The following is a 15,567-nucleotide window of genomic DNA, read 5'->3' as shown; positions in this document are numbered from 1 at the left end:
CCGGGGGGGGGGGGGGGGGGGGGGGGGGGGGGGGCGCGGTAGTGGGTGCCGCCGTGGGCGCCGTGGTGGGCTCGGTCACCGGGGTGTCCGGCGTGGGCTCACTGCTGGGCTCCGTGGAGCCGCCGGACGGCGTCTCGTTGGGCTCGGTGCTGGTGGCGGGGTTCTCACTGGGCGCGGTGCTGACGACAGGCGTCTCCACCGGCTCCGCGCTGGGCTTGGGGGTGCTGCTGGGCTTGCTGGAGCTGCCGGAGTTCCCCGAGCTGCTGGAACTGCCGGAACTGCTGGAGCTTCCGGAGCTGCTGGAAGAAGAGCTGCCACCGGAGCTGTTGGCCTTCTTATCCTCCAGATAGCCGGTGCTGGAGTAGATGCGTCCGTTCTCATCCACGCCCATGATGTCCAGCTCCTGATCGGTCAGATCTTCCAGATAGGGGTTGAAGCTCTCGTTCACCAGCTCCACCAGCTCATCGGCCACCGGCACCACATAGGACTGCTTGTTGCCATAGCTGCGGCTCCAGACGTACACGCCCTCGTTGGGCATGGTCACGAAGTTGACATTGTCCATGTCCAGCTTGCTGCCGTCCTTCTCATTGCCCGGCACCGCCTGCTGGCCGAACCACAGGAGGTTGTTCACCGACAGGTTGGTGGTGACATTTTCATTGAAGATACGGGCCAGCTCCTTGATCTTGGTGATGTTCTGGAACTGGAGACACTGCTCGATGACGGCGGTGAGGAAGGCCTGCTGAGTCTCGATACGGCCCAGGTCCCCGTTGGGGTAGCCCTTCATCTTGCCGTTGATCATGTTGTCGTGGCGGTAGCGCACCACGCCCATGGCCTGCTCGCCGTCCAGGTGCTGATAGCCCTTGCTGATGTGGATGTGCAGGTCCTGCGCGGGATCGTCATAGTTCATGTCGATGGGCACATCGAAGTAGACGCCGCCGATGGCGTCCACCAGCTCGCCCACTGCGTCCCACTCCACCACGATCTGGTAGTCGGGCACGAAGCCCACCAGCTGGCTCAGCTCGGCGCACAGGGCCTCGATGCCCTCGTCGCCTCCGCCGTACATATTGTACACGGAGTTGATCTTCTTGATATCCCAGGACACATTGACCATGGTATCCCGGGGGATGCTCATGACATTGAGCTTCTGGTTATTCACGTCGTAGGCGGCCAGCATCAAGGTGTCGGTGTTGCCGCCGCCGCCGGTGTCACGGCCGATGACCAGGAAGGTGAAGAAGTTCTCCTTCCGGTCGCCGCTGGTCTTGGGTCCGGGGATGTTCAGGTCCTGCTCGGCGCTGTTCTCCGGCAGGGACGGGGTGTTGGGAATGGTGGGCTTGACGAAGATCAGCTTGGTCGCCGCCGCCACTGTCACAAACAACACGGCCAGCACGATCGCTGCCACGATCAGCACACGCAGCACACGCTCCCGGGCGGTCATCTGCTTCCACCGCTTGCGGGGCTTCTTCACCTTGGGGGAACGCTCGCTTCCACTCTGACGCAGACGGGCGCCGCCCCGCCGGTGTTCTCTCTTATCAGGTTCCATTCGCTATTTAGCTCACTTTCTGTCACGCAGCCAGTTCCTGGCCTCCAATGTATTGCGGTGGACCGGCTGATGCCGCTCCTCCATGTCCGCGATGCTCATATCACACCCTAAGAGCACCGCCGCGTCCAGATCGGTGTAGGCCAGCTCACGCAGGCGCTCCACCCCGTCAAACTCCCGGCTGGGTTCCATATAGTCCGCCGTGTAGAGAATCTTCTCCAGCAGCGTCATATCCGCTTTACCGGTGGTATGCCAGAAGATGGCGTCATAGATGTCGTCGGGCATGCCAAAGACATGCTTTGCGATGGCCGCGCCGGTCTTGGAATGGAGCAGCTTCACCGCCCGGCGCTCCAAGTCGTCCAAAACGATACCATATTTCTCACACAATTGCAACTGTTCCTTACCGCTGAGGTACTTGGTACAGTCGTGGAGGATGGCCGCCTTGCGGGCCTTCTCCGGGTCGGCCCCCCAGTGGAGGGCCAGACGCACCGCCTCCTCCTCCGTCCCCTGGATGTGGCGCAGGCGCTTGGCCTTCACCATGGAGTAGGAGCAGGCCCGCAGGTCCCGGTCGCTCAGGGCGGTCAGGTCCGCGTGGGTGCCGTAGAGCTGGTGCATCAGGATGTAGCCCCAGACGCTGGGACAGAGGAACTCGCTCCCCTCTCCCCGCTCCAGGGCGGCGCGCAGCCGGGTGGAGGAGATCTCCACCACCTCCGGCAGATGGAGCACCTTCACCTGGGCGCCGTAGGTCTTGCGCAGGCGCTGGGCCTGGTCCTCCATGGCGGTGACCGGGTCGGACTTGGTCCGGGCGAAGGCCGCCACCCCGGTCTGGGCCAGGAGCTTCCCCGGCTCATGCCACTGCTGGAGGGTGAGGAACATGTCGCTGCCCATCAGGAACCAGAATTCCGCCGTGGGATACTCCCGGCGCAGCTCCAGGATGGTGTCCGAGGAATAGCTCTTCCCCGCGCGGCGCAGCTCCAGGTCGGAGACCCGGGCCCGCTCGCCGCACAGGAGGTTGTCCGCCAGGATTTCGGTCATGGCCACCCGGGCCTCCGGAGCGGGGGTCCCGCCGGGCAGCAGCTTGTGGGGAGGCAGCGCCGCCGGGATGAAGAGCAGCTCATCCAGCTCCAGCGCCTCCATGGCATACCGGGCCGCCGTCATGTGGCCCAGATGGGGGGGATTGAAGGTTCCGCCATAAATGCCGATTTTCATGCACAGCACCCTTTCCTGCCGGTGTCCCGGCTCCTTATCCGCGCTTGCGGTCCTTTACCAGAACGATGGGGTCCTTCAGGTCCTTCCGATGACTTTGACGATAGAGAACGAATTTGGTTCCGATCACCTGCACCACCTCGGCCCGGGCCTTCACGGCCAGCTCCTCGGCGGCCTCCCGGGGGGTGAGCATGGAATTCTCCAGAACGCGGCCCTTCACCAGCTCCCGGGCCTCCAGGGCGTCGTTGACCTGCTTGACCAGGTTCTCGCCGATGCCGTCCTTGCCCACCTGCACGATGGTGTCGATACCGTTGGCCAGGCCCCGAAGCTGGGCCCGCTGCTTGCTCGTCAGTTCCAATGTGAAATCTCCTTTATTTTGTTATTCCTTGTGGGTCTGCTTGTAAACTTCCAGCTTCTCCCGGAACTGGGCCAGCGCCCGACCCCGGTGGGAGATGGCGTTCTTCTCCTCCGCCGTCAGCTCGGCGAAGGTCTTTTTCTGCTCGGGGACAAAGAAGATGGGGTCGTAGCCAAAGCCGTCGGTCCCCTTGGGGGCGTAGGCCAGGGTGCCGGGGCACTCGCCATAGGCCTCCACGATGTCCCCGTTGGGGAAGGCGCAGCAGATGGCGGACACGAACTTGCACCGCCGGTCCAGCTGTCCCCGCATGTTCTCCAGCAGGAGTTTGTACCGTCCCGCGTCGTCCAGCCCGGGGCCGCCGTAGCGGGCGGAGTACACGCCCGGCGCGCCGTTGAGGGCGTCCACGCACAGGCCGGAGTCGTCGGCCACGGCAGGCAGGCCGCTGGCCTGCATCACCGCCACTGCTTTCAGCTTGGCGTTCTCGGCAAAGGTGGTGCCGGTCTCCTCCACCTCCACGTCCACGCCGGCCTGGTCCTCGCTGAGGACCTCCACGCCCAGGGCGGAGAGGATCTCCCCCAGCTCCTTGAGTTTCTTCGGGTTCTTGCTCGCCAGTACCAGTTTCATCCTAACTCCCCCACAATGTCCCGCTGCAGCTTCTGCAGCTCCGCGATGCCGCCGGCGCACAGGTCCACCAGGCGGCGCTGTTCCTCGATGGTGAAGGGCCGGCCCTCGCCGGTGCCCTGGATCTCGATGAGGCGGCCGGAGCCGTCCATGACGCAGTTCAGGTCCACCTGGGCGGAGGAGTCCTCCTCATAGCACAGGTCCAGCAGGGGCTCCTCCCCCACGATGCCGGCGGACACCGCCGCCACAAAGCTCTTGAGGGGCATTTTGGTCAGCTCGCCCCGGGTCATCAGCTTCCGGCAGGCCAGGGCCAGGGCCACGAAGCCGCCGGTCACCGACGCAGTGCGGGTGCCGCCGTCGCCCTGGAGCACGTCGCAGTCCACCGTGATGGTGCGCTCCCCCAGAGCCTCCATGTCCACCACCGCCCGGAGGGAGCGGCCGATGAGCCGCTGGATCTCCGCCGAGCGGGGGGAGAGCTTCAGTTTGGCGATGTCCCGCTTGCTCCGCTCCCGGTTGGCCCGGGGGAGCATGGAGTACTCCGCCGTCACCCAGCCGTGGCCCTCGGCCACGTGGGGAGGCACCCGGTCCTCCACGCTGGCGGTGCAGAACACCTGGGTATTGCCGCAGCGGATCAGGCAGGAGCCCTCCGCGAACTGGTTCACATGGGGAATGATCTCCACCGGCCGGAGCTGGTCCGGGCGGCGTCCGTCGATACGAGGCATAGTCAAAACCGTCCTTTCGATTTGGTTTCTCTTACACAAAGGCCTTCACAAACTCGGCGGGCTCGAAGGGCATCAGGTCGTCGATGCCCTCGCCCACGCCGATGAACTTCACCGGCACGCCCAGCTCCTGGGCGATGGCGATCACAATGCCGCCCTTGGCGCTGCCGTCCAGCTTGGTGAGGACGATGCCGGTGATGCCGGCGGCCTCCTGGAACTGCTTGGCCTGGATGAGGCCGTTCTGGCCGGTGGTGGCGTCCAGCACCAGGAGGGTCTCCCGGTCGGCGTCGGGGAGCTCCCGGTCCAGGATGCGGCTGATCTTGTTGAGCTCGTTCATCAGGTTCTGCTTGTTGTGGAGCCGCCCGGCGGTGTCCACCAGGATGACGTCGGTGTTCCGGGCCTTGGCCGCCGACAGGGCGTCAAAGACCACGGCAGCGGGGTCGGCGCCCTCGTGCTGGCGGACGATGTCCACCCCGCAGCGCTGGCTCCAGATCTCCAGCTGGTCGGCGGCGGCGGCGCGGAAGGTGTCGGCGGCCGCCATCAGCACCCGCTTGCCGTCCCCCTTCATCCGGGCGGCCAGCTTGCCGATGGTGGTGGTCTTGCCCACGCCGTTCACGCCGATGAACAGGGCCACCGACGGCTTGGTGTGGAGCTGGAGGGACAGGTCCCCCACGTCCAGGAACTCGGTGAGGATGGTGCGCAGGCACTCCCGGCCCTCGTCGGCGTTCTTGATCTTCTGGCTCTTGGCCCGGCTGCGCAGCTCCTCCACCGCCTTCATGGCGGTCTCCACGCCCATGTCGGAGAGGATCAGCGCCTCCTCCAGCTCGTCGTAGAAGTCGTCGTCCAGTTCGCCCACGAAGAGCTGGTCGAAAGAGTGGCCGATGCTGGCGATGTTCTCCTTGGTGCGGGTGAGGCCCGCCTTGATCTTGTCAAAAAATCCCATTGTTGATACTCCTTTATCTTACAGCGGCATCACTCAATGCCCAGCTCTGCCGCCGCGTCGTTCAGATTGATGGCCAGCATCCGGCTGACCCCCCGCTCCTGCATGGTGACGCCGTACAGGATGTCCGCCTCCTCCATGGTGCCCCGGCGGTGGGTGATGACGATGAATTGCGTCTTGTCCGCCACCTGGCGCATGTAGTGGGCGAAGCGCACCACGTTGGCGTCGTCCAGGGCGGCCTCGATCTCGTCCATGACGCAGAACGGGGTGGGCCGCACCTTCAGAATGGCGAAGTACAGCGCGATGGCCACGAAGGCCTTCTCACCGCCGGAGAGGAGGGACAGCACCTTCAGGGCCTTTCCGGGGGGCTGGACCTGGATCTCGATGCCGCAATTCAGGATGTCGCTCTCATCCTCCAGCTCCAGAGCGGCCCGTCCGCCGCCGAAGAGCTCCTGGAAGGTCTTTTGGAAGGCCTCGTTGAGGATGGCGAACTGCTGGGCGAAGATGCGCTTCATCTCGCCGGTGATGTCGGTGATGACCCCGGTGAGCTCCTTTTTCGCCTTCTCCACGTCATCCCGCTGGTCCACCAGGTAGGTATAGCGCTCGTTGATGCGCTCGAACTCCTCGATGGCGTCCAGGTTGATGTTGCCCAGGGCGGAGATGCCCTTCTTCAGCTCCGCCACCCGGCGCTGGGCCTGGGCGGTGCTCTCCAGGGGAATGCGCTGGGCCTGGGCGGCCTCGTGGCTGAGGGCGTAGGTCTCCCAGAGCCGGTCCAGCACGCTCTTCTGCTCGCCGTCCAGGGCGGCCCGGCGCTGCTCCAGCACCGACACCTCCCGCTCCAGCCGGAGCAGGACGCCGTTCTGTTCCCGGGCGTCCTTGTCGGCCTGGCCGCGCTTCCCCTCCAGGGCAAGGCGCTCCTCGCTCAGGCGCTGGAGCTCCCCCTGCCGGGCCTCGTTCTCCCGGCGGATGGTCTCCAGCTCCCCCTCCTTTCGGGCGATCTCGCCCTCCAGGTCGCGGTTCTTGCTCTCGTACTCGGCCAGCAGGGCGGCCTGGGCCTCCCGGTCCCCCATCAGGTCCCGGCGCAGGTCCTCCAGCTGCTCCAGCGCCTGCTGGCTGGAGCCCAGCTCCGCGTCCAGGGCGTCCAGACGGGCCCGGATGGCCGCCGTCTCCTGGCTCAGCGCCTCGCCCCGGGCCCGGAAGTGGGACTGGCCCTCCTCCTTGCCCTGGGCCTGGGCCCGCAGGGCGGCGGCGGAGCCCTCCAGCTCCTCGATACGCGCGCGGGCCTTCTGGGTGTCGGCCTCGGTCTGGGCGGAGCGCTGGCTGAGCTGTTCCAGCTCCTCCCGCCGCTCGTCCCGGGCGCGGTGCATCTCCTCCAAACGCTGGCGGTACTGGCCCACGCGCTCCTCCAGCTGGGCAATGCGCTCCTGGATGCGGCGCTGCTCTTCCTGGGCGTTTTCCAGCTCATAGCGGGCGGCGACCTCCTCCCGCCCGGCCTCCGACCGGGCCCGGAGGGCCTCCTCCAGCCGTACTTTCAGCCCCGCGGACTGCTCCTGCAGCCGCTCCAGCTCGTTGGCCCGGCTGAGGATGCCCGCCGAGCGGCTCACTGAGCCGCCGGTCATGGAGCCGCCGGGGTTCAGGACCTGTCCGTCCAGGGTGACGATCTTGAAGCGGTGGCCGTACTTCCGGGCCATAGCCACGGCGGCGTCCAGGTCCTCGGCGATGACCGTCCGCCCCAGCAGATAGGAGAGGACGTTCCGATACTGTTCCTCGCAGGTGACCAGGGTATCCCCCAGCCCCACGAAGCCCGGCTCCCGCTCCACGCCCCGCTCCCGGAACTGGGCGGGTCGGATGGCGTCCAGAGGCAGGAAGGTACACCGGCCCGCGTCCCGGCGCTTGAGCCAGCCGATGGCGGCCTTAGCGTCCTCCTCCCGCTGGGTGACGATGTGCTGCATGGCGCCGCCCAGGGCGATCTCGATGGCCACGGCGCAACGGTCGGGCACCCGGATGAGCCCCGCCACCGGCCCGTGGAGCCCCCGGAGGCGGTCCCGCTCGGCCTCGTTCATCACCAGGCGCACCGCCTTGGAATAGCCCTCGTAGAGCTTTTCCATCTCGCTGAGCATGTGAATGCGGGACTGGAGGGACTTCTCCTCCACCTGGAGGCGCATGTGCTCCTCCTCGGCGGCCCGGGCCTTCTTCTCCCGGCTCTGGACCCGGAGGGTGTAGCCCTGGATGACGTTCTGGAGGTTTTCCCGCTCCTCCTTGGCCTCGCGGAGGGCAGTCTCGGCCTCCTTGGCCTCCCCCTCCAGGGCGGACAGGGTCTCCTCCCCGTCGCTGAGGGCCCGGCGCACCGCGCCGTCCCGGTCCAGCAGCTCCTGGGCGGCGGCGGCCAGCGCGGACAGCAGCTCCTTGGCCTCACCGGCGGAGGCGGTGTCCAGCTGTTCCTTCTTCCTTAATTCCTCCAGCTCTCCGGCCAGAGCCCCCGCCTGGCGGTCCAGCTCTTTCCGCTCCTCCTCCCGCTGGGCAAGGGCGGCGCGCTGGGCGGCCTGCTCGGCGCGGATGGCCTCCACCCGGTCCTTCCGCTCCCCGATCTGGGCAGAGAGGGCCTGGGCGCGGTCCCCCCGCTGCTCCAGCTCCTGCCGGATGCGCTGGGTGTTGTCCAGGTTGTTCTGGATGTTGCTCTTGAGCACCGCCACGGCGCTCTCCACCTCGTTGGCGTCGGTCTGGCGCTGCATGACGGTGAAGCGGATGTTCTCCGCCTCCAGGTCCTTCTCCCGCATCTGGGTGGAAATCTCCTCCGACGCGGCGTAGAGGGCCTCCAGCTTCTGCCGGACCTCCTCCCGCTGGCGGGCGGTCTGCTCGCAGTCGGTGGAGGCCTTCACCATGGCGGCGCGGAGCTTGTCCAGCTGCTCCAGCCACAGGGAGATCTCCAGCCCCCGCAGCTCGTCCCGCAGAAGGAGGAATTTTTTCGCCTTCTCGGCCTGGTGGCGCAGGGGCTCCACCTGGAGCTCCAGCTCATCGATCTTGTCGCCGATGCGCACCAGATTCTCCTCGGTGCGCTCCAGCTTGCGCTCGGCCTCCTCCTTCCGGTGGCGGAAGCGGGAGATGCCGGCGGCCTCCTCAAAGACCTCCCGGCGGTCGGCGCTCTTCACCGACAAAATCTCGTCGATCTTGCCCTGGCCGATGATGGAGTAGCCCTCCCGGCCCAGGCCGGTGTCCATAAAGAGCTCGTTCACGTCCCGCAGGCGGACCGAGCGGCGGTTGATATAGTATTCGCTCTCCCCCGAGCGGTAGTAGCGGCGGGTGACCATGACCTCCGGCTCTTCGATGTGGAGGGCCCCGTCGCTGTTGTCCAGGATGAGGCTCACCTCGGCAAAGCCCACCTGGCGGCGCTTCTCGGTGCCGCCGAAGATGACGTCCTCCATCTTGCCGCCCCGGAGGGCCCGGGTGGACTGCTCCCCCATGACCCAGCGGATGGCGTCGGACAGGTTGGACTTGCCCGAGCCGTTGGGGCCCACAATGGCGGTGATGGCCTCGCCAAAGGTTAAAACTGTTTTATCTGGAAAAGACTTGAATCCCTGGATCTCGAGCGCTTTTAAATGCAAATTGGACACCTCGCCGCTTACCCTGCCGTTCTTCCAGGGCGCACATATGGTAATACATTATTATACCAACCCAAGCCCTGTTTTGCAAACCCTTTCGCACCCGACGGGACGCGGAAAAGGCCGGAGTCCATGCTCTCCGGCATGGCCCTCCGGCCCGGCGCTTACTTTCCTCCGCCCAGCGCGTCGATGGCGGCGCGGGCAGAATTCTGCTCGGCTTCCTTTTTGCTGTGGCCCTCGCCCCGGCCCACGGTCTTGCCGTTGAGGGTCACCTCTACGGTGAACACCTTGGCGTGGTCCGGGCCGCTGGAGCCCACCAGATGGTATTGCAGCACCTGGCCGCTCTCCCGCTGGACCAGTTCCTGCAAGGCCGTCTTATAGTCCCGGTTCTTGCCCCGCTCGGCCTCGGCGTCCAGAATGTACTTCTGGATGATCTTCCGGGCGGAACCGATGCCCCCGTCCAGGTACACGGCGGCCAGTACGGCCTCCACCGCGTCGGCCTGGATGGACGGGCGGCTGCGGCCGCCTCCGGCGCTCTCGCCCCGGCCCAGCTTCAGATAGGCCCCCAGGTTCCAGGCGTGGGCCACCTCCACCAGGCTCTCCTCGCACACCAGAGCCGCCCGGGTGCGGGTGAGGTCGCCCTCGGGGAGGTCCGGGTGGGTGCGGTACAGAAAATCCGCCGTCACCATGCCCAGCACCGAATCGCCCAGAAATTCCAGCCGCTCGTTGCTCTGGCTCCCGCGGGCGCGGTTCTCATTGGCGTAGGAGCTGTGAGTCAGCGCGTGATCCAGCAGAGAAGGGTCCCGAAAGGTATAGCCCAGTGTCTCTTCCAGTGGCAGCATGATCGCTCCTCCTTCCTTCGTTCACTCAAAAAGGAAAGCCCCGCTCTGGAGCGGGGCTTCCCGGTTCGGCAGTCTTAGTCGTCCAGTTTCTTCTGGAGGAAACGCACGAAATCGCCCACGGTGGTCATGTCGGACAGATTCTCGTCGGCCAGGTCCTCCAGGTTGAAGGCCTCCTCCACCGCCATGGTCAGATCGACCACGTCCACGGAGTCAGCGCCCAGTTCCTCAAACGAGGTATCCATGGTGATGTTGTCGGGGTCCACGCCCAGCTGCTCAGACAGCAGCTCCACGATCTTTTCAAATACCATAGTGATCTACTCCTATCCCGCGTTCCCGCTGGAACGGTTGATTGCACTAAAATAATAGGCAAGATATGGCGCTGTGTCAAGTGCCATTTTCATTTTTCGCCAAAGCCTACAAAATTTCGAGGGAAACCCTGTAAACCCCGTCACTCGCTCTTGCCGCCGTGGACCGGCAGGCGCATGTATTCCACGTTCTCGGTGATGTCCTCGATGATGCCGGAGGAGGCGAACTTGGCGGCCTGGCGGATGGCGTTCTTGATGGCGTAGGCGTCGGAGGAGCCGTGGGCCTTGATGACCGGCTTGGAGATGCCGATGAAGGCGGTACCGCCCACCTCGCCGGCGTCCAGCATCTTTTTCAGGTCCTGGATGCCGCTCATCACCATCAGGGCGGCCAGCTTGGTGAAGATATTCTTCTTGAACATGTCCTTCATCTTCTTGGCCAGGAAGCCGCCGGTGCCCTCCATGGTTTTGAGGAAGATGTTGCCGGAGTAGCCGTCGGAGACGATGACGTCGGCCTGGCCGTACACGGCCTCCTTGCCCTCCACGTTGCCCACAAAGTGGATGCGGCCCTGGTCCCCGGCCTCCTTGAGGAGCTGATAGGTCCGCTGCTGGAGCTCGGTGCCCTTGGAGGGCTCGGCGCCGATGTTGAGAAGGCCCACCCGGGGCTCGGGGCGGCCCAGCACATGCTCGGCGTAATAGGAGCCCATGAAGGCGAACTGGAGCAGGTACTCGGGGGTGCACTCGGCGGTGGCGCCGCAGTCGATGAGCACCGCGCCGCCCGCGGCGGTGGGGACCACCGGGGCCATGGCCGCCCGGCGGATGCCCTTGATGCGCTTGACCAGCAGGGTGGCCGCCGCCAGAAGGGCGCCGGTGCTGCCCGCCGAGACGAAGGCGTCGCCCTTGCCGTCCTTGAGGAGGTTCAGGCCCACGGTGAGAGAGGAGTCCTTCTTCTCCCGAAACGCCGTGGCGGGGTTGTCGCAGATCTCCACCACCTCGCTGGCGTGGACGATCTCCATGCCGGTGGGGGGCTCCTCCATGCCCTCCTCGTTGAGGACCTTGAGGATCTCCTCCCCGCGGCCCACCAGGATGACCTCGGTGCCCTGCTCCCGCAGCGCCGCCAGCGCACCTTTTACATTGGAGGCCGGCGCGTTGTCCCCGCCCATAGCGTCTACGATGATTTTCATGTCTTTACTCCTCTTCTTTCTTCTCTGATACCAGAGGCCGCGGCTCGTCCGTCAGGCCCAGCAGGTAGTCGGCCGAAACATTGTAATGCTCACATATGTGCGCTAATTTTGCAAGGGTTGTTGCCCCACGGCCATTTTCCATTTCACCAATCTGGTTTGGCTTTACACCCAAAATTTCCGCCAATTCCTTTTGAGTCTCATGGTTTCGACTGCGTATCTTGCGCAACCGCAAACCAAATAATTCATTATGGTACATGGCCGCCCCCTTGACATGCCCAATAAAACCGTGTATAGTGTGAGACACGGTTTTATTGGGGTGATGATATGGATGACTTGCTGTTGGACCTCTACGAACTGACCGCCCAGCGGGAGGAAGAAGCCGGGGAGCGCCCCGACTGCTATGCCCTCCGGGAGCGGCACTTGGGCCGCGTCCGGGACGAACTGGGCGGCGATTTCGTCCAAAAACTCCGGGACGTTCTGGAGGAATGCGCCCGGCTGGACAGCCAGGCCGCCTTCCGCCGGGGCCTCCGGCTGGGCCTGGCCCTGCATCGGCTTTAAACCTCCGCCGGGTTCAGTTTATCCAGGATTTCCAGCGCCCGCTTGCTCAATTCCGCGTTCTTGTTCCGCTTACCCTTGACCTTGTAGCCCAGGGGCGGGATGATGCCGAAATTGACGTTCATCGGCTGGAACTCGGTAACGCTCTCGTTGCTCACATAGAGGGCCAGCGCCCCGATGGCGGTCTCCTGCGGGAAGTCCACGGGGGCCTTCCCGGTGAGCCGCCGGGCCAGCTCCACCGCCGCCAGATACCCGGACGCGGTGGACTCCACATAGCCCTCCACGCCGGTGATCTGCCCGGCGAAGCACACCCGGGGGTCGTGTTTTACCCGGTAATACCGGTCCAGCATCCGGGGCGAGTCCAGATAGGTGTTGCGGTGCATGACGCCGTAGCGGATGAACTCGGCGTTCTCCAGGCCGGGGATCATTTGGAACACCCGCTTCTGCTCCGGCCAGCGCAGGTGGGTCTGGAAGCCCACGATGTTGTAGATGGAGCCCTCGGCGTTGTCCTTGCGCAGCTGCACCACGGCGTAGGGCTCCTTCCCGGTGCGGGGGTCCCGCAGGCCACGGGGTTTCAGAGGGCCGTAGCGCAGGGTGTCCACCCCGCGCCGGGCCATGACCTCCACCGGCATGCAGCCCTCGAACACGCTCCGGTCCTCAAAGCCGTGGACCGGGGCCTCCTCCGCGCCGCACAGCTCGGTCCAGAAGGCGGCGTACTCCTCCGCGTTCATGGGGCAGTTGATATAATCCGGGGTGCCCTTGTCGTAGCGGGAGGCAAAGAAGGCCTTGTCCATGTCCACGCTCTCAAAGGTCACCAGCGGCGCGGCGGCGTCAAAGAAATTGAGGTATTTGCTCTCGGGGAAAAATCCCTGGATGGCAGTGCTCAGGGCGTCCGACGTGAGGGGCCCGGAGGCCACGATCACATTCCCCTCGGCGGGGATCTCCGTGACCTCCCCCTCCACCACGGTGATGAGGGGGTGTTCCTGAATGCGCCGGGTGATTTCCCCGGAAAAGGCGTGGCGGTCCACCGCCAGCGCACCTCCCGCCTCCACCCGGTGCTGGTCGGCACACTCCATAATGAGGGAGCCCAGGCGGCGCAGCTCCTCCTTCAGCAGCCCCACCGCGTTCTCCAGCTGGTCGGAGCGCAGGGAGTTGGAGCACACCAGCTCCCCGAAGTCGGCGGAGTGGTGGGCGGGGGTCATCTTGGCGGGCTTCATTTCATGCAGCTCCACCGGGATGCCCCGCCGGGCCAGCTGCCACGCGGCCTCGCTCCCCGCCAGGCCCGCGCCGATGATGATGACTGGTTCCATAGTTCTCCTTATCTTCCGGCGCGGCGGCGGCCGGGGCCGCCCTTACGCCTCTTCCTTCTTGGTCGTCTTTTTCGTGGTCTTTTTGGCCGCTGCCTTTTTCGCCGGCTCCTTCTTCTCCGCCGCCTTCTTGGCGGTGGTCTTTTTTGCCGTGGTTTTCTTGGCCGTCGTCTTTTTGGCGGTGGTCTTTTTGGCCGCCGCCTTCTTCGGCTCCTCCTCGGGAGGGGCGCCCTCCGCCGGGCTCTCCGCCGCCGCGGTGGCGGTCTTTTTCTTATACCCCCGCTCCTCCTCGGGCACGAAGAGGCTGCAATCCGGGTTGATGCAGAAGGGCTTGCGGAAGCCCCGGCCCGACTTCTTGAAGAGGGTGTGGCCGCACTCGGGGCAGTTGTCCTTCACCGGCACGTCCCAGGTCATGAAGTCGCACTTGCGGGCTTCATCCTTATTGGTATTATTCTCACAGCCGTAGTAGGCATAGCCCCGCTTGGAGGTCTTTTTCAAAATCTTGCCGCCGCACTTGGGGCACCGGCCCGGCATCTCGATGACGATGGGCTGGGTGTGGGGGCAGTCCGGCCAGCCGGGGCAGGCCAGGAAGCGGCCGAAACGGCCCGACTTGAACACCAGATTCCGCCCGCACAGGGGGCAGATCACATCGGAGACCTCGTCGGGGACCTTGATGCGCTCCAGGTCCTGCTCGGCGGCCTGCATCTCCTTCTCGAAGTCGCCGTAAAAGCCGGAGAGGATGTCCTTCCAGTTGTCCTTGCCCTCTTCCACCCGGTCCAGGCGCTCCTCCATACGGGCGGTGAAGGCGGTGTCCACGATGTCGGGGAATTTTTCCTTCATGAGGCCTGTCACCACCTCGCCCAGCGGCGTGGGGCGCAGGTTCTTCCCCTCCTTCACCACATACTCCCGGTCCAGGATGGTGGAAATAGTGGGGGCGTAGGTGGACGGGCGGCCGATGCCCTTCTCCTCCAGCGCCTTGATGAGGCTTGCCTCGGTGTAGCGGCTGGGGGGCTGGGTGAAGTGCTGGTCCTTCTGCTTGCCGGCCAGGGCCACCCGCTCGCCCTCGCTCAGGTCGGGCAGCGGGGACTGGCGCAGGACCTCGTCGTCCTCGTCCTTCCCCTCCACGTACACCGCCGTGTAGCCGGAGAATTTCAGGGACGAGTGGTTGGCGCGGAAGTGATAGCCCGCGCTCTCCACGTCGATGGTGACGCTGTCGTACACCGCGGGGCTCATCTGGCAGGCCAGGAAGCGGCTCCAGATCAGCTTATAAAGGCGATACTGCTCGGCGGTCAGGTCCTTCTTGATGTCCTCGGGGGTGAGGCGCACGTCGGAGGGACGGATGGCTTCGTGGGCGTCCTGGGCCCCCGACTTGGTCTTGAAGGTCCGGGCCTTGCCGGGGTAGTAGTCCTGGCCGTACCGGCCCAGGATGAAGTCCCGGGCGGCAGCGGTGGCCTCGTCGGAGAGGCGCAGGGAGTCGGTACGCATGTAGGTGATAAGGCCCACGGTGCCCTCCCCCGCGATGTCCACGCCCTCATAGAGCTGCTGGGCGATGGACATGGTGCGCCGGGGGGTCATGTTCAGCTTGCGGCTGGCCTCCTGCTGGAGGGTGGAGGTGGTAAAGGGAGGCGCGGGGTTGCGCAGCTTGTCCTGCCGCTTCACACCCGCCACCGTGAAGGGGGCCTGCTCCACCGCCGCGAGGACGGCGTCCACCTCTTCCTCGCTGTGGAGCTCCATCTTCTTCTCGCGGCCGTAGAAGGAGGCCTTGAACTTGCCCAGGTTGGGGGCGATGCGCTCCAGGTCCACGTCCAGGGACCAGTACTCCTGGGGGATGAAGGCCCGGATCTCCTCCTCCCGCTCCACCACCAGGCGGGTGGCCACCGACTGGACCCGTCCGGCGGACAGGCCCCGGCGGATCTTCTTCCACAGCAGGGGCGAGAGCTCATAGCCCACGATCCGGTCCAGGATGCGTCGGGCCTGCTGGGCGTCCACCAGGTCCATGTCCAGCCCACGGGGGGCGGCGATGGACTCGCTGACCACCTTCTTGGTGATCTCGTTGAAGGTGACCCGGTAGGTCTTGTCGTCCGGAATGTTCAGAAGCTCCTTCAGGTGCCAGGAGATGGCCTCGCCCTCCCGGTCCGGGTCGGTGGCGAGGAACACTTTCTCGCTCTTCTTGGCCGCCTTCTGAAGGTCCTCGATGACCTCTTCCTTGCCTTTGATGGGCTGGTAGTCCGGCTGAAAGCCGTGCTCCACATCCACGCCCAGCTTGCTCTTGGGAAGGTCCCGGACATGGCCCATCGAGGCTTTCACCTGATAGTCGGGACCCAGATATTTGCCGATGGTCTTGGCCTTGGCCGGGGACTCCACGATCACAAGATTCGTTTTTGCCACAACTGTACCTCC

General features: G+C 65.2%; 14 protein-coding genes. 1 reads left to right on the top strand and 13 read right to left on the bottom strand.

Annotation, left to right across the window (positions count from 1 at the left end; all coding sequences use genetic code 11):
- The 11 genes from B5G43_RS17965 to B5G43_RS05040 form a co-directional block, all read right to left on the bottom strand.
- Nucleotides 1-1,540: LCP family protein (locus B5G43_RS17965; protein WP_158097357.1), on the bottom strand; the 1,540-nt coding region annotated here is incomplete at its 3' end.
- Between the two features lie 12 nt (nt 1,541-1,552).
- Nucleotides 1,553-2,746: a nicotinate (nicotinamide) nucleotide adenylyltransferase gene (nadD, locus tag B5G43_RS05085; protein WP_087259385.1), complete on the bottom strand. Its 1,194-nt coding sequence runs from the start codon at nt 2,744-2,746 to the stop codon at nt 1,553-1,555.
- Between the two features lie 34 nt (nt 2,747-2,780).
- Nucleotides 2,781-3,101, bottom strand: a complete 321-nt coding sequence (locus B5G43_RS05080) for a YhbY family RNA-binding protein (RefSeq protein ID WP_087259384.1) — start codon at nt 3,099-3,101, stop codon at nt 2,781-2,783.
- Nucleotides 3,102-3,122: 21 nt separating this feature from the next.
- On the bottom strand, nt 3,123-3,722 hold the full coding sequence (gene rdgB / locus B5G43_RS05075; RefSeq protein WP_087259383.1) for an RdgB/HAM1 family non-canonical purine NTP pyrophosphatase: 600 nt from the start codon (nt 3,720-3,722) through the stop codon (nt 3,123-3,125).
- Nucleotides 3,719-4,441 (bottom strand): ribonuclease PH, encoded by a 723-nt coding sequence (rph, locus tag B5G43_RS05070; protein ID WP_087259382.1) that lies wholly within the window; start codon nt 4,439-4,441, stop codon nt 3,719-3,721. Before rph ends, rdgB begins: the two co-directional genes overlap by 4 nt.
- Before the next feature lie 31 nt (nt 4,442-4,472).
- Nucleotides 4,473-5,381: a signal recognition particle-docking protein FtsY gene (ftsY, locus tag B5G43_RS05065; RefSeq protein WP_087259381.1), complete on the bottom strand. Its 909-nt coding sequence runs from the start codon at nt 5,379-5,381 to the stop codon at nt 4,473-4,475.
- A gap of 29 nt (nt 5,382-5,410) precedes the next feature.
- On the bottom strand, nt 5,411-8,989 hold the full coding sequence (gene smc, locus B5G43_RS05060; protein ID WP_087259380.1) for a chromosome segregation protein SMC: 3,579 nt from the start codon (nt 8,987-8,989) through the stop codon (nt 5,411-5,413).
- Between the two features lie 152 nt (nt 8,990-9,141).
- Nucleotides 9,142-9,819, bottom strand: coding sequence for a ribonuclease III (rnc, locus tag B5G43_RS05055; protein ID WP_087259379.1), 678 nt, complete (start codon nt 9,817-9,819; stop codon nt 9,142-9,144).
- A 74-nt stretch (nt 9,820-9,893) separates the two neighbouring features.
- Nucleotides 9,894-10,127, bottom strand: a complete 234-nt coding sequence (locus B5G43_RS05050) for an acyl carrier protein (protein ID WP_087259378.1) — start codon at nt 10,125-10,127, stop codon at nt 9,894-9,896.
- Between the two features lie 140 nt (nt 10,128-10,267).
- On the bottom strand, nt 10,268-11,305 hold the full coding sequence (gene plsX / locus B5G43_RS05045; RefSeq protein ID WP_087259377.1) for a phosphate acyltransferase PlsX: 1,038 nt from the start codon (nt 11,303-11,305) through the stop codon (nt 10,268-10,270).
- Between the two features lie 4 nt (nt 11,306-11,309).
- Entirely contained in the window at nt 11,310-11,561 is a 252-nt protein-coding gene (locus B5G43_RS05040; RefSeq protein ID WP_087259376.1) for a helix-turn-helix transcriptional regulator, read from the bottom strand.
- A gap of 68 nt (nt 11,562-11,629) precedes the next feature.
- On the opposite strand from B5G43_RS05040, the gene B5G43_RS05035 reads away from it, so the two are divergent.
- Nucleotides 11,630-11,863, top strand: coding sequence for a hypothetical protein (locus B5G43_RS05035; protein WP_143382833.1), 234 nt, complete (start codon nt 11,630-11,632; stop codon nt 11,861-11,863).
- Here the strand turns inward: B5G43_RS05035 and trmFO are convergent.
- Nucleotides 11,860-13,170, bottom strand: a complete 1,311-nt coding sequence (gene trmFO / locus B5G43_RS05030) for a methylenetetrahydrofolate--tRNA-(uracil(54)-C(5))-methyltransferase (FADH(2)-oxidizing) TrmFO (RefSeq protein ID WP_087259374.1) — start codon at nt 13,168-13,170, stop codon at nt 11,860-11,862. The two genes, B5G43_RS05035 and trmFO, sit on opposite strands and share 4 nt — an antisense overlap.
- A 42-nt stretch (nt 13,171-13,212) precedes the next feature.
- Nucleotides 13,213-15,555: a type I DNA topoisomerase gene (gene topA / locus B5G43_RS05025; protein ID WP_087259373.1), complete on the bottom strand. Its 2,343-nt coding sequence runs from the start codon at nt 15,553-15,555 to the stop codon at nt 13,213-13,215.
- Between the last annotated feature and the right edge of the window lie 12 nt (nt 15,556-15,567).

It is taken from the genome of Flavonifractor sp. An92, from assembly GCF_002159175.1.
In the GTDB taxonomy this organism is placed as follows: domain Bacteria; phylum Bacillota; class Clostridia; order Oscillospirales; family Oscillospiraceae; genus Pseudoflavonifractor_A.
Note: the sequence above shows the minus strand (reverse complement) of the source record. Positions and strands in the feature narration are given on the sequence as shown.